At 41.4% G+C, this 23,499-nt stretch carries 22 protein-coding genes; 6 read left to right on the top strand and 16 right to left on the bottom strand.

Going from position 1 to position 23,499, the window contains the following annotated elements:
• Positions 1-136: 136 nt before the first annotated feature.
• The 3 genes from HC000_RS15415 to acs form a co-directional block, all read right to left on the bottom strand.
• Complete coding sequence (locus HC000_RS15415; RefSeq protein WP_179808083.1) at positions 137-1,738, bottom strand: AbgT family transporter; 1,602 nt, start codon at positions 1,736-1,738, stop codon at positions 137-139.
• 149 nt (positions 1,739-1,887) lie between these two features.
• Complete coding sequence (locus HC000_RS15410; protein ID WP_011327396.1) at positions 1,888-2,538, bottom strand: response regulator transcription factor; 651 nt, start codon at positions 2,536-2,538, stop codon at positions 1,888-1,890.
• A 97-nt stretch (positions 2,539-2,635) separates the two neighbouring features.
• Positions 2,636-4,576, bottom strand: coding sequence for an acetate--CoA ligase (gene acs / locus HC000_RS15405; RefSeq protein ID WP_011327395.1), 1,941 nt, complete (start codon positions 4,574-4,576; stop codon positions 2,636-2,638).
• Positions 4,577-4,989: 413 nt separating this feature from the next.
• Here acs and HC000_RS15400 point away from each other — a divergent pair, with 413 nt between their 5' ends.
• Positions 4,990-6,186, top strand: coding sequence for a DcaP family trimeric outer membrane transporter (locus HC000_RS15400; RefSeq protein ID WP_179808082.1), 1,197 nt, complete (start codon positions 4,990-4,992; stop codon positions 6,184-6,186).
• 202 nt (positions 6,187-6,388) lie between these two features.
• A complete protein-coding gene (locus HC000_RS15395) occupies positions 6,389-8,515 on the top strand; it encodes a TonB-dependent siderophore receptor (protein ID WP_075169723.1) in 2,127 nt (708 codons plus the stop codon).
• A 103-nt stretch (positions 8,516-8,618) separates the two neighbouring features.
• On the opposite strand, the gene recA is transcribed toward HC000_RS15395, so the two are convergent.
• Both recA and HC000_RS15385 read right to left on the bottom strand, forming a co-directional pair.
• Positions 8,619-9,662 carry a recombinase RecA gene (gene recA, locus HC000_RS15390; RefSeq protein WP_011327391.1) on the bottom strand — a complete coding sequence of 348 codons (1,044 nt, stop codon included), beginning with the start codon at positions 9,660-9,662 and terminating at the stop codon, positions 8,619-8,621.
• A gap of 67 nt (positions 9,663-9,729) precedes the next feature.
• Positions 9,730-10,218 (bottom strand): nicotinamide-nucleotide amidohydrolase family protein, encoded by a 489-nt coding sequence (locus HC000_RS15385; protein ID WP_041454352.1) that lies wholly within the window; start codon positions 10,216-10,218, stop codon positions 9,730-9,732.
• 21 nt (positions 10,219-10,239) lie between these two features.
• Between HC000_RS15385 and mutS the strand changes: the two genes are divergently transcribed.
• Complete coding sequence (gene mutS, locus HC000_RS15380; RefSeq protein WP_179808081.1) at positions 10,240-12,825, top strand: DNA mismatch repair protein MutS; 2,586 nt, start codon at positions 10,240-10,242, stop codon at positions 12,823-12,825.
• A 72-nt stretch (positions 12,826-12,897) separates the two neighbouring features.
• Here mutS and rpoS read toward each other — a convergent pair whose 3' ends face one another.
• The 11 genes from rpoS to HC000_RS15325 form a co-directional block, all read right to left on the bottom strand.
• Entirely contained in the window at positions 12,898-13,872 is a 975-nt protein-coding gene (gene rpoS, locus HC000_RS15375) for an RNA polymerase sigma factor RpoS (RefSeq protein ID WP_179808080.1), read from the bottom strand.
• A 38-nt stretch (positions 13,873-13,910) separates the two neighbouring features.
• Entirely contained in the window at positions 13,911-14,735 is an 825-nt protein-coding gene (locus HC000_RS15370) for a peptidoglycan DD-metalloendopeptidase family protein (RefSeq protein WP_179808079.1), read from the bottom strand.
• Positions 14,736-14,776: 41 nt separating this feature from the next.
• The gene (locus HC000_RS15365; RefSeq protein ID WP_179808078.1) at positions 14,777-15,355 is read right to left on the bottom strand and encodes a YqaA family protein; all 579 of its coding nucleotides are present in this window, start codon (positions 15,353-15,355) and stop codon (positions 14,777-14,779) included.
• Positions 15,356-15,364: 9 nt separating this feature from the next.
• Positions 15,365-16,003 (bottom strand): protein-L-isoaspartate(D-aspartate) O-methyltransferase, encoded by a 639-nt coding sequence (locus tag HC000_RS15360; RefSeq protein WP_011327385.1) that lies wholly within the window; start codon positions 16,001-16,003, stop codon positions 15,365-15,367.
• Positions 15,993-16,757: a 5'/3'-nucleotidase SurE gene (gene surE / locus HC000_RS15355; protein WP_011327384.1), complete on the bottom strand. Its 765-nt coding sequence runs from the start codon at positions 16,755-16,757 to the stop codon at positions 15,993-15,995. The genes HC000_RS15360 and surE overlap by 11 nt, the downstream gene beginning before the upstream one ends.
• Positions 16,738-17,787: a tRNA pseudouridine(13) synthase TruD gene (locus HC000_RS15350; protein ID WP_011327383.1), complete on the bottom strand. Its 1,050-nt coding sequence runs from the start codon at positions 17,785-17,787 to the stop codon at positions 16,738-16,740. The genes surE and HC000_RS15350 overlap by 20 nt, the downstream gene beginning before the upstream one ends.
• The gene (gene ispF, locus HC000_RS15345) at positions 17,784-18,281 is read right to left on the bottom strand and encodes a 2-C-methyl-D-erythritol 2,4-cyclodiphosphate synthase (protein WP_011327382.1); all 498 of its coding nucleotides are present in this window, start codon (positions 18,279-18,281) and stop codon (positions 17,784-17,786) included. The genes HC000_RS15350 and ispF overlap by 4 nt, the downstream gene beginning before the upstream one ends.
• A complete protein-coding gene (gene ispD, locus HC000_RS15340; protein WP_179808077.1) occupies positions 18,278-18,979 on the bottom strand; it encodes a 2-C-methyl-D-erythritol 4-phosphate cytidylyltransferase in 702 nt (233 codons plus the stop codon). The genes ispF and ispD overlap by 4 nt, the downstream gene beginning before the upstream one ends.
• A 1-nt stretch (position 18,980) precedes the next feature.
• The gene (gene ftsB / locus HC000_RS15335; protein ID WP_011327380.1) at positions 18,981-19,259 is read right to left on the bottom strand and encodes a cell division protein FtsB; all 279 of its coding nucleotides are present in this window, start codon (positions 19,257-19,259) and stop codon (positions 18,981-18,983) included.
• A 48-nt stretch (positions 19,260-19,307) separates the two neighbouring features.
• The gene (locus HC000_RS15330) at positions 19,308-19,940 is read right to left on the bottom strand and encodes a hypothetical protein (protein WP_041454349.1); all 633 of its coding nucleotides are present in this window, start codon (positions 19,938-19,940) and stop codon (positions 19,308-19,310) included.
• Positions 19,941-20,015: 75 nt separating this feature from the next.
• Positions 20,016-20,495: a DUF2947 domain-containing protein gene (locus HC000_RS15325; protein WP_058372700.1), complete on the bottom strand. Its 480-nt coding sequence runs from the start codon at positions 20,493-20,495 to the stop codon at positions 20,016-20,018.
• Between the two features lie 60 nt (positions 20,496-20,555).
• Between HC000_RS15325 and HC000_RS15320 the strand changes: the two genes are divergently transcribed.
• From HC000_RS15320 to HC000_RS15310, 3 genes are all read left to right on the top strand, one after another.
• The gene (locus HC000_RS15320) at positions 20,556-20,795 is read left to right on the top strand and encodes a DUF1653 domain-containing protein (protein WP_179808076.1); all 240 of its coding nucleotides are present in this window, start codon (positions 20,556-20,558) and stop codon (positions 20,793-20,795) included.
• Positions 20,796-20,854: 59 nt separating this feature from the next.
• Entirely contained in the window at positions 20,855-21,703 is an 849-nt protein-coding gene (locus tag HC000_RS15315) for a MoxR family ATPase (RefSeq protein WP_179808075.1), read from the top strand.
• Between the two features lie 267 nt (positions 21,704-21,970).
• Complete coding sequence (locus tag HC000_RS15310) at positions 21,971-23,158, top strand: VWA domain-containing protein (protein ID WP_179808074.1); 1,188 nt, start codon at positions 21,971-21,973, stop codon at positions 23,156-23,158.
• The last annotated feature ends 341 nt before the right edge of the window (positions 23,159-23,499 follow it).

The raw sequence follows: 23,499 nt of genomic DNA, 5'->3' as shown, positions 1-23,499 counted from the left end.
GGTGCTCGCAAAGACACAAAAATATCCGGTTAGGTATAAACGAAAAAACACCACTCGTTCTTAAACGAGTGGTGTTAGCAAATTATGCTGGCATTTTTAAACTATTAAATAATACTTATTGTATTACCAGATACTATTAAGGCGTGTAATAAGTGGGTGATCCTGGCCCTACTGGCATACCCAATACAAATACCCATAAATAAAACAAAATAACCCAACCAACAAAAAATATCATACTGTATGGCAGCATAGTGGCTACTAGTGTGCCTATACCCATATCTTTTTTGTACTTAGCAGCGACAGCGAGGATCAAGCCAAAATAGCTCATCATTGGCGTTATTAAGTTAGTAACCGAGTCACCTATACGATAAGCCGCCTGAATGGTCTCTGGCGCGTAACCAACTAACATTAGCATAGGTACAAAAATAGGCGCGGTAACAGCCCATTGCGCCGAAGACGACCCTAAGCTTAAGTTAACCAACGCACACATTAATATAAATAATACAAAAACTTCGGGACCAGTTAAGTTTAAAGCTTGCAGTAATGCAGCACCGTTAATTGCTAAAATAGTGCCTAAATTGGTCCATTTAAAAAACGCGACAAATTGTGCAGCAAAAAACACTAGTACAATATACATGCCCATTGAGCTCATACTTTTGCTCATCGCATTAATTACGTCTTTGTCGTTTTTCATGGTGCCAACAACGCGCCCATATACAAAGCCCGGAATACCAAAGGTTACAAAAATAAACACCACTATGCCTTTCAAAAAGGGCGAGTGGGCTACTAATCCGGTTTCGGGGTTACGTAAAATGCCATCGGCTGGCACTATGGTCCAGGCAAGTAGTAGCGATACAACTAATAGCGATACCCCTGCCCACTTTAAACCCGACTTTTCTTTGGCCGTTAACGCGGCAATATTATTTTGTGCAAGATCAGCACTGGCCTCTTCAGGATTATATTTACCTAAACGTGGTTCAACAATTTTTTCAGTAACTAAGGTGCCTAAAATCGCAATTAAAAACACCGACACCATCATAAAATACCAGTTAGCTTCTGCGCCTACTTGGTAAGTTGGGTCGATCATTTGCGCCGCTGGTGTGGTAATGCCTGCCAGTAAGGGATCTATTGTGCCTAATAATAAGTTAGCACTATAACCACCCGACACCCCAGCAAACGCCGCTGCTAAGCCCGCTAATGGATGACGCCCTAAACTATGGAATATCATTGCAGCTAATGGAATAAGTACCACATAGCCCAGCTCAGAGGCGGTATTAGATAAAATAGCGGCAAACACCACCATAAAGGTCACTAACCGCTTTGATGCGCCCATTACCATGCCGCGCATTGCTGCCGACAGCAATCCAGAGTGCTCAGCAACACTCACACCAAGTAAAGCTACCAGTACCGTGCCCAGTGGTGCAAAGCTGGTAAAGTTAGTTACCAAGCCAGTTACAATACGCTGTAATCCCTCGGCACTAAGCAAGCTCACTACTTCAATAACACCATCGGGTTCGCGCCCAGGCGAGCCCTCAGGTCGAGGATCGATTGCACTTAGGCCAAACCAATCCGCCACTCCACTAAATACAACAATTACGATACAAAATATTGCAAATAAGGTGATGGGATGCGGTAGCATATTGCCTAAAAATTCTACGCCGGCTAAAAAGCGGTTAAACCAGCCTTTATTTGCGCTTTCATTACTACTTTGGGCCTTGGAGTCTAAAGAGTCTGACATACCATGTTCTCTTAATTATAAAATGCCCGTAAGCTAGCATTATTTTTATAGGAGATCATGTAATAAAGGTGAATGGCTTGTGATAATTGCGTATATAAGCGTAAATAAGACTAAAAAAGAGGCTTTGTGCCTCTATTCTATGCATGGTTTTATATTTGCTCTATAGGTGCTAATTGTAGTTTTGCAGCAATTAATACCGCTTGTGTGCGGTTATATACGCCAAGCTTTCTAAATATGGCGGTAATATGCGCTTTTACAGTGGCTTCTGAAATATGTAACTCATACGCTATTTGCTTATTTAGCAAACCTTCGTGCAGGTATTGTAAAACACGGTATTGTTGTGGGGTAAGTGAGGCAACTTGCGCTGCAATTTCTCGGTCTTCGCCTTGAATTTCGGCGACTTTATTTTTTAATTCTGTTGGTAACCAAGTATCGCCTTCGAGTATTTGATTAATTGCATTGGCAATATCATCTGATGATGATGACTTAGGAATAAACCCCATTGCGCCGTAACCCATTACTTTAGATACAATATTAGCGTCTTCACTTCCCGAAACTACCGCAATAGGTAAACTAGGATAGTCTTCTCTAATACGAATAAGGCCGTATAAATCACCATTACCTGGCATGTGTAAATCCAGCAGTAATATATCAAGATCTTCTTGCTCGCTTAACACCTGCAATGTACTGTCAAAATCAGATGATTCAAATACTTCTAAATCGTCAAATTTTACAGTTAGTGCACCCTTTAGTGCTTCACGAAATAACGGATGGTCGTCCGCTATTAAAAACTGACTCATGGTTCACTCCTAATAAATTCGGCTGTGCCCTATCTAGTAGAGCACAGCCGATATACTACGTTTAGAATCAACTTGTAATCAAGCTTTTAACGCGCATTTAACGATTTAATCGATTTTCAATTAACTCATCAACCACAGATGGATCGGCAAGTGTTGATGTATCACCTAGTTGTTCGTGCTCGTTGGCCGCAATTTTACGTAAAATTCGACGCATTATTTTACCAGAACGCGTTTTTGGTAACCCCGGTGACCACTGAATCATATCGGGTGACGCAATTGGGCTTAACTCTTTACGAACCCAGTTACGAATTTCTTTGGTTAACTCATCGCTTACCGTTATACCTTCGTTAGGGGTAATGTAAACATAAATACCTTGGCCTTTAATATCATGCGGATAACCTACTACAGCGGCTTCAGCTACTGCTGGGTGTGCAACCAGTGCGCTTTCTATTTCAGCAGTGCCTAAACGATGCCCCGAAATATTAAGTACATCATCTACGCGACCAGTGATCCAATAATAACCATCTTCGTCACGACGACAGCCATCGCCACAAAAATACACACCTGGGTAGGTAGAAAAGTAAGTTTGTTCAAAACGTTCATGATCGCCATAAATAGTACGTGCTTGCGATGGCCAGCTATCTAAAATAACTAAGTTACCATCAGCTTCACCTTCAAGCGTATTACCCTCAGCGTCAAATATTGCCGGCGCAATACCAAAAAATGGACGCGTTGCAGAGCCTGGTTTTAAATCGGTAGCACCTGGTAATGGGGTGATCATAATGCCACCCGTTTCTGTTTGCCACCAGGTATCAACGATAGGGCAATTTGACTTACCTATTTGTTCGTAATACCAATTCCATGCTTCAGGGTTAATTGGCTCACCAACCGATCCTAAAATTCGTAAACTATTACGATGAGATGACGCTACAGGCTCATCGCCTTTTGCCATTAAGGCACGAATAGCGGTAGGCGCGGTATATAAAATAGTAACACCGTGTTTATCAACAACTTCGCCCATACGCCCTGCGGTTGGGTAAGTAGGTACACCTTCAAATACAACTTGGGTACAACCATTTACCAGCGGACCATAAGCAATATAACTGTGCCCGGTGATCCAACCTACATCGGCGCTACACCAAAAAACATCGTCCTCTTTTACATCAAATATATATTCGTGCGTCATCGATGCATAAACTAAATAACCACCCGTGGTATGCACCACTCCTTTTGGCTGACCTGTTGACCCTGAGGTGTATAAAATAAATAACGGGTCTTCAGCGTTCATTACCTCAGGCTCGCACACAGGCTCTTCGTCTGCTACTAAATCGTGCCACCATATATCATGGTCGTGCCAATCAACATCGCCACCGGTAAGTTGGTGCACAATAACATGCTCTATACTTGTTACTGACTCTTGCAACACAGCTTCGTCAACGTTTGCTTTAAGTGGCACGCAGTTACCAGCACGGCGTCCTTCGTCTGAAGTAATAACCACTTTTGCGCCCGAATCCTTAATACGATCGGCAATCGCAGAGGGTGAAAAACCACCAAATATAACTGAGTGAATAGCACCAATACGTGCACACCCTTGCATTGCGTAAATAGCTTGTGGGCTCATTGGCATATAAATAGCGACGCGATCACCTTTTTGTACGCCCAGCTTTTTTAAACCATTAGCAAACTTTGCTACTTCATCATGTAATTTTTGATAAGTAATATGCTCGCTTTGCGATGGGTTATCGCCCTCCCATATAAGCGCTACTTTATTGGCTTTTGTTTTTAAGTGGCGGTCAATACAGTTATACGATGCATTAAGGTAGCCATCTTCATACCACTTAATATTTATGTGGCCTTTATCAAAGGTGGTATTTTTTACTTTAGAATAAGGAGTAAACCAATCAAGGCGCTTACCGTGTTCAGCCCAAAAACTTTGTGGATCATCAATCGAGTGTTTATACATTTTATTATATTTATCGTTATCGACGAGAGCTGTGTTTTTAATATGCGTAGGAACTGGATAGATATTTTTTGACATCTTGGTCTCCATTTAAATTACTTGCCTTAGGCTTTTCTCAAGGATTACTCAGCAATGCGCTATTAAGTATTAGACCTTAGTTGTAAAGCTATTCTAATTACTAATTTGTTGTTTATAATCGCTGCGCTATTTATTACTTTTACATAAATAATACATGATGTTAAATGTAAGTAAATAATCACATTGTAATCATTACACCTTAGTCTTATAGACTAATAGATGATTGAGTAAATAGTGTACATATTTAAAAGTGTTTCACCTAAGTATTATAATATTTGCATTAATTAGCTTTAATTTTTATTTAACGAATAAAAAATCTTTAAATTAACTTTTATTCGTAAGTAATACTCACGCTATTAATACACTCTAAATAAAAAGCAATAATCAACACGTAGCCTATAAAGGACGCAACAATGAAATTTACCCCATTAAAAACACTTGCAGCAAGTGCTGTACTATGTGCACTTTCAAGCACAGCTTATGCAGCCACTGCAGCAAAAGTTGGAGATACTGAATTTACTTACGGCGGATACATTAAATTAGATGCTATGTGGAGTGACTATTCTGCAGGCGCACCAGCGGGCACTAACGTGGGTCGTGACTTTTACGTACCGAGCACAGTGACTGTAGGCCCAGACAATAGCTCTGACGCTGTATTTGATATGCATGCCCGTGAATCTCGTTTTAACTTTGGTACAGCTACATTACTTGATAATGGCAAAACCATTAACACCAAAATTGAAATCGACTTTTTAGCTTCAGCCCCTGGTGGTAACGAGCGTGTATCTAACTCTTACGCTCCACGTGTACGTCATGCATTTATTAGCTACGATGGTTGGTTATTTGGCCAAACATGGTCTAACTTTCAAAACGTTGGCGCACTACCTGAAGCACTTGATTTTATAGGCCCAGCAGAGGGCACAGTGTTTGTACGCCAAACTCAAGTTAAATACACTACTGGCGCTTGGTCTTTCTCATTAGAAAACCCAGAAAGCACCATTACTACAGGTTTTACTACAAACCCACAGGGTATTAAAAGTTCATCAATGGCTGTAACCGACGATGCTTCACTTCCTGACTTTACTGCACGTTATACCCATAAAGCTGATTGGGGTAATTTAGTAGTTGCTGCACTTGCCCGTCAACTTACTTATAAAGTAGGTGCTATTGATGCCGATGAAACTTCATTTGGTGTTAGTGCATCGGGTATGGTTAAACTAGGCGAAGACAACTTTAAGTTTATGCTTACACAAGGTAAAGGCTTAGGCCGTTATGTTGGTGTTAATGTAGCCCATGGTGCAGTACTCAATGGCGATGATTTAGATGCTATTGATTCAACTTCTGGCTTTGTAGCGTATCAGCATAAGTGGAATAGCCAATGGCGTTCAACTTTCTTATATTCATTTTTCAGTGCTGATAACAACACAGATTTACTCGCTCTTACAGGCGATCCAACTAAATCAAGCCAAAGCTACAGTGCTAACATTTTATACTCACCAGTTAAACGCTTAACTTTTGGTGCTGAGTTTAAGCATGCCGAGCTCGAGCTTGAAAGCGGTAACGATGGCGATATGGACCGTTTACAATTCTCGGTTAAGTATGCATTTTAATTTCCTAACCAATTAAAATACTGATTTACTTCCTGAGCGGCTTCGGCCGCTTTTTTTGTTTCTAACCAGAGCTCAAGTTAACCAAATCCATGCGCTTTACTTAAAAAATGTCAAAGACGTGTAAAATACCATGCAAACGTAATTGAAAATCACTCTCATTTAGATTAAATTACCAGCCAAATTTAATCTTATGGGAAACAAGATGCTGCACAAACAAAAAAACTCTGCATTTAAACTGAGTCTACTTACTTCACTGGTTTTATCTGGTCATGCTGTTGCAAACGACACGCAAGACAACCTGCCTTTAGAAAAAATTGCCGTTTATGGGCAACATCATAAAAACTATATTACCGAAGAAGCACAGTCTGCGACTAAGCTAGGTCTAACGATTAAAGAAACTCCACAGTCAATTTCTGTTGTTTCTCGCGCTTTAATGGATGATTTTTCACTTGATGATATTAACGCAGTATTAGAAAGCACACCTGGCGTAACAGTAGAGCAAATAGAAACTGACCGTACTTACTTTAAAGCACGTGGGTTTGACATAACTAACTTTTTAATTGATGGCTTAGGTATTCCACAAAGTTCTGGTTCAATTCAGGGAACATTAGATACAGCAATTTATGATCGCGTTGAAATTGTACGTGGTGCCAATGGCATGATGACCGGTGCCGGTAATCCATCGGCTACTGTTAATATGGTGCTAAAAAAGCCAACCTACACCACGCAAGCTCATGCATCGGCTTCTTATGGTTCATGGAATAACAAACGTATAGATGTTGATGTTTCAATGCCAATTAATGATGAACACGCTTTTCGTGCTGTATTTACTAGGCAAAATAAAGAGTCATATCTAGACCGTTACGAAACCGATAAAACCATTGCCTACCTTGCCTATGAAGGTAAGCTAACTGACGATACACTACTGAGCATTAACTACGTAAACCAACAAAAAGATGCTGATAGCCCTCTTTGGGGAGCGCTACCTCTTTTTTATACAGATGGTTCAGCAACAGATTACGATGCATCTACTAATACAGCGTCTAAAAACGCTTATTGGAATAACAGTGCAGAGCAAGTATATGTAACACTTGAGCAAAGCTTATCAGCTACTTGGGTAGCAACAGCACGCTATGCCCATATTGAAAATGAGCAAGATTCAGAGCTATTTTATGCATACGGCACCCCAGAAAAAACAACAGGAAAAGGGTTATTTGGTTTAACAAGTGAATACCTCTATGAAGATAAGCACGATCTCTTTGACCTTTATGCAACAGGTAAATTTGATTTATTTAATTTAGAGCATGACTTATCATTTGGTGTAAGTCATGCAGATATCAATAGTAATGATCAGTCTCTTTATGATAATTCTCAAAGGTCTCCAAATCCAGCTCCCGAAGTCGGTGATTTAAATATTTGGCAGGGTGATGCACCTACCGCTATTTTAGCCGACGGCCTTTCTGGCAGTGATATAAATAGCACACAACAATCGGCTTATGTCTCTACTCGTATTAAGTTAGGTACGCCTTTTAGTGTTCTAGCAGGTGCTCGTTACACTAAATGGGAAACCAAAGGCACAGCCTATGGCGTTGAACAAACACGTGACGATAACGAAGTTATTCCGTATGTAGGTGCTGTTTATGAATTTACTGAATCATTTTCAGCATACGCAAGTTACACAGAAACGTTTGTACCTCAAACAGAGTTAGATATTAATGACGAGCAACTTGCTCCTATTATTGGTAAAAGTTCTGAAGTTGGCCTAAAAGCTCAAATTTTAGATGAACAAGTATTTGTTTCATTAGCTTATTTTGATGCCAAGCAAGAAGGGCTTGCCATAGCTCTCCCGGATCTAGTTCTTGGCAAAAAACGCTATTACGCCACAGACGGTATCAACAGTGATGGTTTCGAAATTGAGCTAAGCGGTCAATTAACGGATGATTTAAGTGCCAGCATCAGCTTTAGTAATTTGAGTATTGATGGTGATGAACTCGTTAAAGATTACACCCCCGAAAATCAATTAAAAATGGCTGCCACTTATCAAGTACCATTTATTGATGGTTTAACTTTAGGCGCTAATTACCGCTGGCAAGATTCTATTAGCCGTGTGCAAGTAAAAGATCCGGCAGGCAACGCATTAGTGACTACAAAACAAGATGCTTATGGCTTATTAGATTTAATGGCCACCTACGAAATTACTCAAAACGTCGGTGTTACCTTTAATGTTAATAACAGCACTGATGAAAAGTACATAAACAGCCTTTATTGGGCACAAGGTTATTACGGGGCACCGCGTAACTACTCATTATCAGTTAACTGGCAGCTATAAAGCTTTAAGTCACTTTATAGCAAACAATAAAAAAGCGCTAACCATCACTGGTTAGCGCTGCTTTAAAGCTCGGGTCAAATCAAGCTTAAATATTTAATACTGCTTAAAGGTCAGCTTCATCGCCTAACTTATCTTCACCATCGTCTGGTTCAATAGTTGCTTTAAGTAAAAGCATTTCGCGTAACTTGCCTTCAATTTCGTCTGCGATTTCTGGGTTTTCTTTTAAAAACTTAATTGAATTAGACTTACCTTGGCCAACTTTATTACCACAGTAACTGTACCAAGCACCTGCTTTTTCAACAATTTTGTGCTTCACACCTAAGTCAATTAGCTCGCCTTGTTTAGAAATACCTTCACCATACATAATGATAAATTCGGCTTGCTTAAATGGCGGTGCTACTTTGTTTTTAACAATTTTAACCCGGGTTTCGTTACCAACAACCTCGTCGCCTTCTTTTACCGAACCAATACGACGAATATCAATACGTACCGATGCGTAAAACTTAAGTGCGTTACCACCCGTTGTTGTTTCTGGGTTACCAAACATTACACCAATTTTCATACGGATTTGGTTAATGAAAATACATAAGGTGTTCGAGCGTTTAATATTACCTGTTAGCTTACGTAATGCTTGCGACATTAAACGTGCTTGTAAGCCCATGTGCGAATCGCCCATGTCGCCTTCAATTTCAGCTTTTGGTGTAAGTGCTGCAACAGAGTCAATAATAACTACGTCAACCGCGCTTGAGCGTACTAGCATGTCACAAATTTCGAGTGCTTGTTCGCCAGTATCTGGTTGCGATACAAAAAGCTCATCTATGTTTACACCAAGCTTTTGTGCATAAACTGGATCAAGAGCATGCTCAGCATCAATAAAGGCACATGTTTTGCCTTCTTTTTGTGCTTCAGCGATAACTTGCAAAGTAAGCGTTGTTTTACCAGACGACTCAGGACCATATACTTCTACAATACGCCCCATAGGTAAGCCACCTATGCCTAAGGCAATATCGATACCTAATGAGCCTGTAGATACAGATTCAATGTTTAACGCTTTGTTATCACCCAATTTCATAATTGAGCCTTTACCAAATTGACGTTCAATTTGTGATAAAGCCGCGTCCAACGCTTTTTGTTTGTTATCGTTCATTTTACTCTCCAAATCCAGCTAATGCGACAAGTATACTGTATGAAATCACAGTATCAAGTTAATTTTATTATTTTATCTGCTCTATTATAGTTTTTAAAGAAAATACAATAGCTTGCAGTCTAACCTGTGCTCTATCGCCGGTAAATACTTGTTTAAATACCAGCTGCTTGTCGTTAATGTGTAGTCCAAACCATACTAAGCCTACCGGCTTATCTGGGGTTGCTCCTCCTGGGCCTGCAATACCCGATACAGTAATCGCAATATCGGCATTAGTTGCTGCAATTGCGCCTAAAGCCATCTCACGCACCGTTTGCTCGCTTACCGCCCCATATTGCGTTAATGTGGCGGCACTTACATTTAGTAAATCTTGCTTTGCTTGGTTACTGTAAGTTACAAATGCACGGTCAATATAGGCAGAGCTTCCAGGAGTGTCGGTAAGTGCATAACTTACCCCGCCACCAGTACATGACTCAGCAGTAGTGATCCATAAGCATTTATCCGTTAAAATAGCGCCTAATTGCGCAGCAAGTGTTTTAATCTCTTGATGTAATTCCATATTCAGCCTTTGGGTAAATACATGTCGTTTGATCTTTATGCTCCACACACTATAAAACAACAAACCCCTATGATGCAGCAGTATCTAAAAATAAAATCAGAGCATCGCGATATTTTATTGTTTTATCGGATGGGGGATTTTTATGAACTCTTTTTTGATGACGCAAAACGCGCCGCTCAATTACTCGATATTTCGCAAACTCAGCGCGGTAAAGCCGGTGGCGATCCTATTCCTATGGCCGGTGTACCTTATCATGCCGTAGAAAACTATTTAGCCCGTTTAGTGCAAATGGGCGAATCTGTTGCTATTTGCGAACAAGTAGGCGATCCGGCTACCAGTAAAGGGCCTGTTGATCGCAAAGTGGTGCGTATTGTCACCCCAGGTACTATTTCTGATGAAGCCCTACTGCAAGAGCGCCAAGACAACTTACTTACCAGCGTATGGCAGAGTAAAAATGGTACTTATGGCATTGCATACCTTGATATTAACTCGGGTCGTTTTAACGTTGTAGAAGTTAATACCGACGAGGCATTTACTTCAACTATTCAACGCCTCGCCCCTGCAGAATTACTGTATAGCGAAAGCTTCGAAAATGTTCATTTAATTGAGCACATTAAAGGCGCGCGTCGCCGCCCTGAGTGGGAATTTGATTTAGACACCGCCCAGCATTTATTGTGTGAGCAATTTGGTACAAAAGATTTAGTCGGTTTTGGCGTTGATAAAGCCCACTGCGCCTTAGTTGCCGCAGGTTGTTTAATGCAATACGTTAAAGACACTCAACGTATTGCATTACCCCATATTCGTGCCATTACTCTTGAACACAACGAGCATGCCGTTATTTTAGATGCTGCTACTCGTAAAAATTTAGAGCTGACCGTTAATTTATCGGGTGGATTTGAAAACACGCTAGCGCAAATACTTGATAAAACAGCAACCCCTATGGGATCTCGTTTACTTAAGCGCCGTATTCATACCCCAGTGCGTAATAAAGACGAGCTAAACTCGCGGTTAAACGCTATTAGCGCAATTTTAGATGTACAGCTTTGTGGTGAGCTACACGAATCATTAAGAGAAATTGGCGACGTAGAACGTGTTATTGCCCGCCTTGCTTTGTGCACTGCTCGTCCTCGCGATTTAACTCGTTTGCGTAGCGCCTTACAAGCACTTGCACCGCTGCATACTTTATTAAACGATGCCAGCGATCCGCGCATTGCCAGCATTATTAAGCAATCGCCTGAGCTACCTGATTTACAAGCGCTATTAGAGCGTGCAGTAATCGAAAACCCGCCGGTACTTATTCGCGACGGTGGTGTAATTGCCCCTGGTTATAACAGCGAGCTTGATGAATGGCGTAACTTAAGCAAAGGCGCAACCGATGTGCTTGATCAGTTAGAGTTACGAGAGCGTGCACGTACAGGGATCAGTACCCTTAAAATTGGTTATAACCGAGTACACGGCTTTTTTATTGAAGTTAGTCGCGCCAATGCGCATTTAGTGCCTGCCGATTATATTCGCCGCCAAACACTTAAAAATAATGAACGCTATATTATTCCTGAGCTAAAAGAGCACGAAGACAAAGTACTTGGCAGCCAGTCAAAAGCATTAGCGCTCGAAAAACAGCTTTACGAAGAGCTATTTAGATTTATTGCGCCGCATATTGAGCAATTACAAATAATGGCAGCCGCCCTTGCCGACTTAGATGTGCTAAATAACTTAGCAGAGCGTGCACTTACACTTAACTACGCTAAGCCGATACTTTGCGATAACGACAACATAAGCATTAAACAAGGTCGTCATCCTGTGGTTGAGCAAGTAATGAAAGAACCCTTTATTGCCAACCCAGTAGAGCTAAATGCACAACGTAAAATGTTAATAATTACCGGTCCAAACATGGGTGGTAAATCAACCTATATGCGCCAAACTGCACTTATAGTGCTAATGGCTCATATTGGCAGTTACGTACCCGCAGACAGCGCTAAAATAGGCAATATTGACCGTATATTTACTCGCATTGGCGCAAGTGACGATCTCGCCTCAGGGCGTTCTACCTTTATGGTAGAAATGACCGAAACCGCCACGATTTTAAATAATGCCACAGCGCAATCTTTGGTATTAATGGATGAAATTGGCCGCGGAACAAGCACTTACGATGGACTCTCGCTTGCGTATGCTACTGCCGATCATTTAGCGTCAAAAATATCAGCAAAAACCTTGTTTGCCACCCACTACTTTGAGCTAACCGAGCTTGCAGAGCAAACGCCTGGTCTGGTAAATGTGCACCTTGATGCCATAGAGCATAACGACACTATTGCCTTTATGCACACGGTACTTGATGGCGCAGCAAGTAAAAGCTTTGGCTTACAAGTTGCTGCACTTGCTGGCGTACCTAAGTCTGTAATAAATCAGGCAAAACAAAAGCTTAAACTACTCGAAAATCACCAAAGTGTCACCGCGCCTAATATTGAGCAGCAAGCATTTACCTTTAACAATCAAGCCCAACAAATTAGCCCTTCTGAAGTAGAATTGCAGTTAACGGCTATCGATCCTGATAATCTATCACCGCGACAAGCTCACGATTTACTCTATAAATTAAAAGCACTTCTTTAATTTACAAACAAAAAAAAGCTGAAGAATAAAACCTTCAGCTTTTTTACACATAACATGGTACTTTATTAAAACTTACGCAAAGTGCTCAAATAAACTCTCTGTGCTTAAGCCTTCTTGTTGCAAAATATCTTTTAAACGACGTAATGCTTCTACCTGAATTTGTCTAACGCGTTCACGGGTTAATCCTATTTCGTGGCCAACATCTTCAAGCGTTGATGGCTCATAGCCTAATAAACCAAAGCGACGGGCTAACACCTCACGCTGCTTTGGGTTTAGCTCTCCTAACCAGTCAACAATGTGTTTATTCATATCGTTATTTTGTACTTCGCCCTCAGGGCCAACATTGTTGTCATCGGCAATAATATCGAGCAAAGCGGTATCGTTTTCGCCGCCAATCGGCATATCAACCGAGGCTATTTTTTCATTCAAGCGCAGCATTTTAGTGACATCTTCAACCGGCTTATCTAAACAAGCTGCTATTTCTTCGGCGGTTGGTTCATGATCTAATTTTTGAGTTAGCTCGCGCGCGGTACGTAAATATACGTTAAGTTCTTTTACTACATGTATTGGCAAGCGAATAGTGCGCGTTTGATTCATAATGGCGCGTTCTATCGTTTGGCGTATCCACCATGTTGCATAAGTAGAAAATCGAAAGCCACGCTCAGGATCAAACTTCTCTACGGCGCGAATTAAGCCTAAGTTACCCTCTTCAATTAAATCAAGTAACGCTAAACCTCGGTTGTTATAACGACGAGCAATTTTTACTACAAGGCGCAAGTTACTTTCAATCATGCGCTTGCGAGACGCTTCGCACCCTTTTAAAGATTTACGAGAAAAAAACACCTCTTCCTCAGCGCTTAACAACGGAGAAAAACCAATTTCACCTAAATAAAGCTGAGTAGCATCTAAATTTTTAGTGACTTCTTCTTTGACAAAAACGTCATCATCCACAGCTTCAAGCAGCGGTGTTGAATCATCATCAACAGCAGTTTCATCTAATTTATTATCTACGAGGGTGTTTTTATCAACTTTTGCTGCATCAGCCATAAGACTTCTCCTGAGCAAGTTATCAATATCTTTAAAAATTAGGGAAGGTACTTAGCAGGATTTACAGCTTGCCCTCGGTAGCGAATTTCAAAACGAAGTGCCGTTACCGCAGATTCTGTATTTCCTATCTCTGCTATTTTTTGTCCAGCCTTAACTTCCTGTTTTTCTTTAACAAGTAGTTTCGAGTTGTGTGCATAAGCACTCAAGTAGTCGTCATTATGTTTTAAAATAATTAAACTACCATAACCTCGAAGCGCATTACCCGCATAAACCACTGTTCCTTGTGCGGCGGCTAAAACGGCAGCCCCTTTTTTATTAGCAATCTGTAAGCCTTTGTAGCCATTTTCCTTGTTCGAAAAGCGTTGTGTTATTTTGCCTTTTGCTGGCCAAAACCACTGCACTTTACTACTCGACAAATGCTTAGAGTTACTAATTTTTTTATTGGCTTGTTTCTGAACATACCCTCGTTGTTTAGGCTTATCAAGCTCTTTCTTTGATTTACTGTTATTTTTTTGTGAAGTTTTTGCGACTTTTTTAATAGGAGGAGTGTATTTTTTTGTCTTTTTGTATTTTTTTGCTATGGCAGAAAAGGAAATACTCTGCCCGGGGAATATTGTGTAAGGTGCTGGTATTGAATTATTTTTTGCTAAGGTTCTAACATCTTGGCCTGCACTAAATGCAATTGAATAAAGTGTATCGCCTTTTTGAACAGTATATTTATCGCCATTAATGTTAATTTTTCTGCCGTAATTATTAACATCATTATTTAAACTACTGACAGGCGCCGGAACATGGCTAGACGAGCAAGCAAAGAGCAAAATACTAATAAATAAAGCAACATAACATTTTATTTGTTTATTCACTGTATTTAGCTCCTTATGTTAATAACATTATTTTATAGTGCTTAACGTAATAAAATGTATGCAACTGCAATTAAAAGCACAACTGCCCATCCAAGCACTTCAATGTATTGACGTAATTTTTGCTCCATTTTAACACCGCCCCACTTCATCAGTGCAGCAACTAAAAAGAACCGAGCGCCTCGCCCTACTGCAGACGCAATTAAAAACGGCAAAAATGCCATTTGTAATACCCCTGCTCCTATAGTAAATACTTTATAAGGAATAGGCGAAAAACCCGCTATAAACACCACCCACACGCCATAGTTTTTAAACCAATCAAGTGCAATATCAAATTTATCTTGCCAGTGCATTTGTACTATAAGTGGCTCAACAACCGGTTCAAATAACCAAAAGCCGAGTAAATAACCTACTATGCCACCAACAACAGACGCTATAGTGGCAAAAATTGCAAACCGCCATGCTTTTTTAGGCTGAGCAAGCGACATTGGTGCCAGCATTACATCAGGAGGGACAGGAAAAAACACAGACTCTGCAAAGCTCATTGCAGCTAAATAACGCTCAGCATGACGGTGCTTAGCCCACACTAGAGCCATATCGTATAACTTAGTAAACAACTTCAAAATGAATTCCTATTCAATATCACCAGCGACTAGCGGTACAAATCTAACCGGCGCAATTACGTGTTCTGTGTAGTTATTGCCATTGCGAATAACCATAGTTAATTTTTGCTCTTGCTCGCCTATTGGGGCAAGTAACACACCACCATCAGCTAATTGAGCTAATAGATCTTGCGGGATTTTAGCCGCGGCTGCAGTGACTATAATGCCGTTAAATGGCGCTTGCGACTCCCAACCTTGCCAGCCATCGCCATGTTTCATTGCCACATTATATAAATCGAGCTGATGTAAACGACGCTTAGCTTGCCATTGCAATGCTTTAATACGCTCTACTGAGTAAACCTTGGTAAATATTTTAGCCAATATTGCCGTTTGATAGCCCGATCCTGTGCCTATTTCTAGCACCTTGTCGCGCACACCAGCTAATTGCAGCAGTTCGGTCATACGCGCCACAATATAAGGCTGCGAAATAGTTTGCCCTTGGCCTATTGGTAACGCAGTATTTTGATACGCTTTATGTTGCAGCACGTCACCCACAAATATATGTCGTGGTATTTGTGCAATCGCATCTAGTACTTGCGTATCCTCAACACCTTCACGCTGTAATAGCGCTGATAGCGCCTTGGCGCTGCGGGTATAATTAGCCAGCACGGTTTATCTCCAAATCAGCTAACCACTCCCCTACCGCTTTAATGCTCTCGTTAGCGGTCATATCAACACTCAGTGGGGTAACCGAGGCATAGCCATTATTAATTGCATGAAAATCGGTACCTTCACCTGCATCACTTTCTGTCCCTAAAGATCCGTACCAGTAAATATCTCGACCCCAAGGATCGGTTTGCTTGGTCATGGTTTCGGCTTTATGGCGCGCACCCAAACGCGTTACCTGCACGCCTTTTAATTCGCTTAGAGGAATGTCGGGTACATTAATATTTATAATTTGATCTTTTGGTAGCGGATGCGACGCTAAACCTTTAATAATACTTATAGTTACCGCTGCCGCCGTTTCAAAATGCTCGCCGTGGTGCGAACACAAAGACACCGCAATAGCAGGCAAACCTAAATGGCGTCCTTCGGTTGCTGCAGCTACCGTGCCTGAGTACAAAGTGTCGTCACCTAAATTAGCGCCGTGGTTTATACCTGCGACCACTAAATCGGGCATTTCATCAACAAGCTGGTTAACGCCTAAATGCACACAGTCAGTAGGTGTACCATTAACCGATATAAAGCCATTTTCAAGCTTTGTAGCACGCAGTGGGTTAAGCAAAGTTAACGAGTTACTTGCACCACTGCAGTTTCGGTCGGGGGCAACTAAAGTGACCTCGGCAATTTGCATTAATGCTTGATATAACACCGCAATACCTTTAGCGCCTACACCATCGTCGTTACTTAATAGGATCTTCATCTTTGCTGTCCTTTTCTTTTCGCTCGCGTGGGCTTGCGTCTGTGTAATCCACCAGCTCACGTAATAATGCCGTAGCAAAACAGCCTTTTGGTAAACCAAAACTTAACTTCAAAGTGCTTTCATCTATGGTTTCTACGCTAAAATCTTGCGGGATTAAACGCAGCATTCTGCGCTCATTTTTTAGCCCTAACTCGCCTAAACCATCGCACCAAGACTGATAAGGCCCAAGCCATACTTTTTCTTGTTCGGTGAGCCCTTTTTCGCTTTTACCTACCATAGGTGCCGACATCATAATATCGCCAGAGGCTAAGCGGGCAATATTTTCATCGCTAATAGCGTCTTCAAAAAAGGCGTTACTGCCGCTGAGCATAAATACTTCACGGTGCATGGTTTTAGCTAAACCATGCTCCTTTACTCGTAAACTTACGAGTTGATTAAATACATGCGAGCGCGCTGCAGAAATAATAATACCGCGTAATTTTTTATCGCGAATACGCTCACCTGCAAACATTTTTTCAGCCATTACCAGGTTATGACCATCACGGCCAAAGCGTTGCTCGCCAAAATAGTTAGGCACGCCACTGCGTACCGCATTAATACGGCACAAAATATCCAGAGGGTCGGTAACATTACGCAGCGTAATAGTAAATTTATTACCTTTATGACAGCCCGTTCTCAGTTTACGTTCGTGGCGTTGCTGCGATACAACAAACACGCTTTCGCTGTTTAAATCACTAAAATCAATTGGCTTTTTAATGGGTACTTTTACACTAAACCACTGCGAACACACTCCGTGGCGATCTTTCATCCCGGCATAACTTACATCGCGTGGTGATACCCCAGCTCGCTGCGCAATTAACTTTGCTACGTACTGGGTGTTTTCGCCTTTTTTTACTACTTGCAAACATACATGCTCGCCGCTACCGGTAAACTCAATGCCTAAGTCTTCATCTACCATAAAGTCTTCGGCTGTGGTTTTAAAGTCAGCTTTTGATAACGGTGCGCCGTATAAATAATTTAAATCGCTCATGCGTTTGTTTTACTCATTGACTCTTTGTTCATAATTACCACTGCATGGCTCGAAATGCCTTCTTTTCGCCCTTCAAAACCGAGCTTTTCGGTGGTTGTAGCTTTAACATTTATTTGCGATAGTTCGCAGTTTAAATCACTTGCAAGGTTGCTACGCATAGCTTGAATATGAGGCAACATTTTTGGCGCTTGTGCCACTATAGTTACATCTCCATTGCCCAATACATAACCTTGCTCTTTAGCTAAGCTCACCACATGACGCAGTAATATTCGGCTGTCGATATTTTCATATTCACTGGCCGTATCTGGAAAGTGTTTACCAATGTCGCCCATTGCAAGCGCGCCTAAAATAGCATCGCACAGAGCATGAATAGCAACATCGCCGTCGGAGTGCGCTAAAAAACCTTGCGGATAATCAATCTTTTCGCCGCCGATAGTTAATGGGCCAACACCGCCAAATTTATGCACGTCAAAACCATGACCAATTCGTATCATAATGCATTCTCGTTTTGTTGTTTTTGAAGTAAAAAACCAGCCAAGTCTAAATCCTCAGGAGTGGTTATTTTAATATTATCGCTACGCCCTGGTATTAATTTTACTGGCTTGTTAGCCCATTCAATGGCGCTTGCTTCGTCGGTAATAACTGCGCCGCTTGCCAGTGCATTTTGCAGCGCATTTTTAAGATCTTCGTATTTAAAAAACTGCGGAGTAAGGGCTTGCCATAAATCATCTCGGGGTACGGTTTGCTCAGCATAAATATGGCCACGTTTTATAGTGTCTTTTACTTTACTGGCTAAAATTCCGCCTTCATCGGCGCTTATACACTCATTTATAAGTGTATTTATGTCGTCAATAGTAACTAGCGGGCGGGCAGCATCGTGCACAAGTACCCAGTCAGGCGGGTTGGCGGCTAAAAAAAGCAAACTATTTAAAACGGAATCTGCACGCTCTTTACCGCCACAAGTACGCACAATGCGCGCATCAATCACTGGCAATTGCTCAAAGTAAGGATCGTTTTCATTTAGGGCTACAACAATTGTATTAAGCTGCGCTAAAGCAGATAATTTTGTGAGCGTATGCTCTAAAATAGTTTTACCTGCTAATTTAATATACTGTTTAGGTGCATTATGTTTCATTCTGCTACCAACCCCGGCAGCAGGTATAATGGCAGCTATAGTTGGTTTATTTGTCATATTATTGTTGAGCTGGTAAAACACGTATAAATGTTTCGCCCGCTTTAATCATTCCTAATTCGTTACGTGCGCGCTCTTCTATGCCTTCATGGCCAAGCTTTAAATCTTCTATATCGGCGGTTAATACTTTATTGCGTTTAATCAATTTTTCGTTAGTTTGTAAATGAGATGCAACCGCACTTTTTAAACGTGTGTAGTCTTGTACGCCATTATGGCCAAACCACAATCTATACTGCACAAACAGTGCTAAACATAACAAGCCAACCTGAAAAAACCGCATTTAACACTCCTTATTTTAAATTCAAATAAACTTATTTAATTAACCAAGTTACGTTTGTAATCGTTTTACATTGCGCCAATTTATACTTCCTGCCAGTAGCATTTCGCGCAGCGATAAAACCCGTGGTAAACAACGCTTTGAAAACTGCCATTGGTGCCCGCAACACGCCGCGGTTAATGACACTTTACTCGGCGTTAATAATTGCGCGTTTGGCAGCTCAAGTCCCTGCCCCGAAAACGCAAACCAACCTAGCTCATTACAATGCACTTTATTGTCGCTTACTTGGTCTAGGCTGTCTATTCTAACGCGAATTTGCTCATCACTACGCACTAAAATAGGAATTATTAACCCGACTTTGGCATTATGTTGATAAAAAAGTTCATTTGCTTGAATGTTAATCTCTGGTGGGGTCGGTTTTTGCTTTGCAAGCCAAGAGCCATTTTGCGAATCTAGTTTAAAAGGCGAGCTTGTATTAGCAACTAATGTGGCAGCACGTTCAATGTAATAAGGTAGACTTTTTAATTGGCGACGCAGCCTATCGCTATTAGGCTCAGCGACTAAACGCTGAACCTCACGTTGATAAAATGCATTACACAATTGTGCATATAACACTTTTTTTGCATCGGCTTGCCACATTTCAACTTGTTGTGGCGCGCCAACAGGCTCATTTTTTGCTGCCAATTGCCGTACTCAAAAACACTTAGGTAAATGTTTTATAACACAGTACTGCATAATTTTTAAGCGCCGAGTGCTAAATTAAGCGCTTGGCTTTTCACCTAATTTAGCTATGCCCGACTCTAAAAACTGCACTACAGTATTGCGTTTTTTACCTATGAGTAAACTGCCGTCGGCTAAAAACATAAAGTTTTGCCAGTTGCGTTTAAACACATCAAAGGTGGTTTCAATAATATTGTCGCGTGCCATGCAAAAATAAACAGTGGTATTAGCTTGCCAATCTAAGTGCGCTAAAATAGCTTCGGGAAGTTGTTCATCGCCGTTTTCCCATGCGCTTTCCCAGTTTACTTCTTGGCTATAACTTTCATCTTGACCACACCAATCTGTTTTATCAAAAAAATCAGGGTGATCAAACTCACGGCTCACCATAGTTGTCCACAGTACAGCTGCGCGCTCAAGGCTCATAGGTTTAATGTTTGCAGCATCGTCGGCTGAAACAGGCATGTCTTTATGGCGAAAAACCCATGCTTTTTTGTAATCATCTAGCGTAATATAGTTCATAGTATTGGCAAATTAGTTAGCATTAAAAGTGCAGAAACAAATTATACAAGAGATCAAAACATGACTACAGCAATAAAACCAATTTCCCTCAAATCAGGATTATACCAACACTACAAAGGGGCACAGTACAAAGTGCTTTATGTAGCCACTCACAGCGAAACCAGTGAGCAACTGGTAATTTACCAAGCGCTATACGGTGAGTTTGGTATATGGGCACGCCCTTTAGAAATGTTTAGCGAAACAGTTGAAAAAGATGGCAAAACTATTCCTCGGTTTAGCTACCTTGGTGAAGCCGGTTAACTATGGCATGATAGGATTATAAAAACTCATCTGACCTGTGACGAAAAGAAGGTAATAAAGTGCAATTTAATTCAACCGACAATTACATCGCCAGCTCTGCGCTTAAGCAAGCTGTAAACGCGGCTATTATGCTCGAAAAGCCACTTTTAATTAAAGGTGAGCCGGGTACAGGTAAAACCATGCTAGCTGAAGAGCTGGCAAAAAGTTTAGATACCGAACTTATTCAATGGCACATTAAATCGACCACCAAAGCGCAGCAAGGTTTGTATGAATACGATGCGGTTTCGCGCCTGCGCGACAGCCCGCTGGGCGACGAGCGCGTACACAATATTAGTAACTACATAGTTAAAGGCAAACTGTGGCAAGCATTTACTTACGCCGACCAACACGGTAAACGCCCTGTATTATTAATAGATGAAATAGACAAAGCCGATATTGAGTTTCCAAACGATCTACTGTTAGAGCTCGATAAAATGGAATTTCATGTTTACGAAACCAGCGAGCGAGTAGTAGCAAAAGAGCGCCCTATTGTGATCATCACCTCTAATAACGAAAAAGAGCTGCCCGACGCATTTTTACGCCGCTGCTTTTTTCATTACATTGATTTTCCATCTGCCGATGAAATGCAGCAAATTATTGACGTGCACTACCCTAATGTTAAGCAAGATTTAGTACGCCAAGCACTCGAAGTGTTTTTTAACCTACGCGAAGCAAACGGTCTTAAAAAGAAGCCATCTACCAGCGAATTACTCGACTGGTTAAAGCTACTTATGGCAGAAGATATAGACGCAAAAACACTCCACGACAAAGCTAAAAAAGGCGGTTTAATGCCAATGTTTGGCGCATTACTTAAAAATGAGCAAGACATAAGCCTAATCGAAAAACTTGCCTTTATGAGCCGTCGCTAGGGCCTGTTGACCTTTCAGGATTAAAATTTGTTCTAACTAGGGACGATTTAATCGTGGCGCGAGGTTTTGTAACCTAGTGGGCTAAGTAAAAGCCGAGCAACAAAGAGTTAATCGTCCCTAGGACGAACCTTCAGGCAGCGCGTGTTTGGTATTTATGCTGCGTTATCACCTATTTATGGGGAATAACCACACTACATAGGCTCTGCCTTGCCTAAATACCAAACACACTGCTGCAAATTTAACCTCGAAAGATAAACAGGCCCTAACATGTTAGTACAGTTTTTTTTCACGCTACGAAAATACCGCTTACCGGTAAGCCTGCGCGAGTTACTCGACTTAATTAACGCCTTAAAAAAAGGCGTTATATTTGCCGACGTAGACGCCTTTTACCATTTAGCACGCACCATAATGGTAAAAGACGAAACGCACTTTGACCGATTTGACAAAGCCTTTAGCGACTATTTTAGTGGTATTGCTGACCTTGATTTGCTCGAGAGTTTAAAGCAACAGCACAACTTACCTGAAGACTGGCTACGTAAAGAATTCGAAAAAAACCTAAGCGATGAAGAAAAAGCCCAACTTAAAGCTATGGGCGGGCTCGATGAGCTTATGAAAACCCTAAAAGAGCGTTTAGAAGAGCAACAAAAACGCCACGCAGGCGGCAATAAATGGGTGGGCACTGGCGGCACATCACCTTTTGGTGCATACGGCTATAACCCAGAAGGCGTGCGTATTGGGCAAGACGGCAACCGTAACCGCCAAGCGGTAAAAGTGTGGGATAAACGAGAATACAAAAACCTCGACACCGACAGAGAAATTAGTTCGCGCACAGTTAAACTCGCCCTTAAAAAGTTACGAAAGTTTGCCCGCACTGGCGCAAGCGACACGCTTGATTTAAACGAGACCATTCGCGCTACCGCAAAACAAGGCGGTATGCTTGACGTAAAAATGGCACCAGAGCGCCACAATGCAGTAAAAGTACTCATGCTATTTGATATTGGCGGCTCAATGGATGACTACATTCATACCTGCGAAGAATTATTTAGCGCCGCCCATGGCGAATTTAAACACTTAGAGTTTTACTACTTTCATAACTGCCTATACGAAAATGTTTGGCAAGACAACGAACGCCGTCACTCAAACGTAATAGACACCATGACGCTAATTAATAAGTTTACCAGCGACTACAAAGTAATATTTGTAGGCGATGCCACTATGGGCCCGTACGAAATAGCCTACCCCGGCGGCTCGGTAGAGCACTACAACGAAGAGCCCGGCAGTGTATGGTTACAACGTGTCACAAATCACTTTGATAAAGTGGCTTGGCTCAACCCACAACCGGTTGAACACTGGCCGTACTATCAATCAATAGGTTTTATTAAAGAGTTAATGAACAACCGCATGTATGCACTGAGTTTAGATGGAATAAGTAGAGCGATAAAAGAGCTGAGTTAGACAATGCTATTAATGTCAGCTCAATGCTCTGATAAGCAAATGTGACACGCAAACTTAGCGGTTAGTTTTTACCTTGATTGAGGTAGGTTAGTTTGAGCGTAGCGAAACCCAACGAAAAAAGGCAACGTCAATTATCATAGGCGTTTTGCATTATCGATTGGCTAAAAAGTGCCAAGTGTAGGTCGGATAAGCGAAGCGCCATCCGACACTGTAAAATGTTTTGCCAATTTATTATCAGCATTTTATATTGCCTAGTGGCTGGAATGTGCCAAAAGCAGCCCTTGAGTGACTTAGTGATAAAGGCTGCAATGATACGATTGCTGACATTTCACTATTTCTTT

It is taken from the genome of Pseudoalteromonas sp. MIP2626 (assembly GCF_013414205.1).
In the GTDB taxonomy this organism is placed as follows: Bacteria; Pseudomonadota; Gammaproteobacteria; order Enterobacterales; family Alteromonadaceae; genus Pseudoalteromonas; species Pseudoalteromonas nigrifaciens.
The sequence above is the reverse complement of the archived record's forward strand: the minus strand, read 5'-3'. Positions and strand labels throughout refer to the sequence as shown.

Excerpts from the sequence above, each read along its gene's own strand:
- HC000_RS15415 (WP_179808083.1), bottom strand. The coding sequence starts at position 1,738 with ATGTCAGACTCTTTAGACTCCAAGGCCCAAAGTAGTAATGAAAGCGCA.
- HC000_RS15410 (WP_011327396.1), bottom strand. The coding sequence starts at position 2,538 with ATGAGTCAGTTTTTAATAGCGGACGACCATCCGTTATTTCGTGAAGCA.
- acs (WP_011327395.1), bottom strand. The coding sequence starts at position 4,576 with ATGTCAAAAAATATCTATCCAGTTCCTACGCATATTAAAAACACAGCT.
- HC000_RS15400 (WP_179808082.1), top strand. The coding sequence starts at position 4,990 with ATGAAATTTACCCCATTAAAAACACTTGCAGCAAGTGCTGTACTATGT.
- HC000_RS15395 (WP_075169723.1), top strand. The coding sequence starts at position 6,389 with ATGCTGCACAAACAAAAAAACTCTGCATTTAAACTGAGTCTACTTACT.
- recA (WP_011327391.1), bottom strand. The coding sequence starts at position 9,662 with ATGAACGATAACAAACAAAAAGCGTTGGACGCGGCTTTATCACAAATT.
- HC000_RS15385 (WP_041454352.1), bottom strand. The coding sequence starts at position 10,218 with ATGGAATTACATCAAGAGATTAAAACACTTGCTGCGCAATTAGGCGCT.
- mutS (WP_179808081.1), top strand. The coding sequence starts at position 10,240 with ATGTCGTTTGATCTTTATGCTCCACACACTATAAAACAACAAACCCCT.
- rpoS (WP_179808080.1), bottom strand. The coding sequence starts at position 13,872 with ATGGCTGATGCAGCAAAAGTTGATAAAAACACCCTCGTAGATAATAAA.
- surE (WP_011327384.1), bottom strand. The coding sequence starts at position 16,757 with ATGAAGATCCTATTAAGTAACGACGATGGTGTAGGCGCTAAAGGTATT.
- HC000_RS15350 (WP_011327383.1), bottom strand. The coding sequence starts at position 17,787 with ATGAGCGATTTAAATTATTTATACGGCGCACCGTTATCAAAAGCTGAC.
- ispF (WP_011327382.1), bottom strand. The coding sequence starts at position 18,281 with ATGATACGAATTGGTCATGGTTTTGACGTGCATAAATTTGGCGGTGTT.
- ispD (WP_179808077.1), bottom strand. The coding sequence starts at position 18,979 with ATGACAAATAAACCAACTATAGCTGCCATTATACCTGCTGCCGGGGTT.
- ftsB (WP_011327380.1), bottom strand. The coding sequence starts at position 19,259 with ATGCGGTTTTTTCAGGTTGGCTTGTTATGTTTAGCACTGTTTGTGCAG.
- HC000_RS15325 (WP_058372700.1), bottom strand. The coding sequence starts at position 20,495 with ATGAACTATATTACGCTAGATGATTACAAAAAAGCATGGGTTTTTCGC.
- HC000_RS15320 (WP_179808076.1), top strand. The coding sequence starts at position 20,556 with ATGACTACAGCAATAAAACCAATTTCCCTCAAATCAGGATTATACCAA.
- HC000_RS15310 (WP_179808074.1), top strand. The coding sequence starts at position 21,971 with ATGTTAGTACAGTTTTTTTTCACGCTACGAAAATACCGCTTACCGGTA.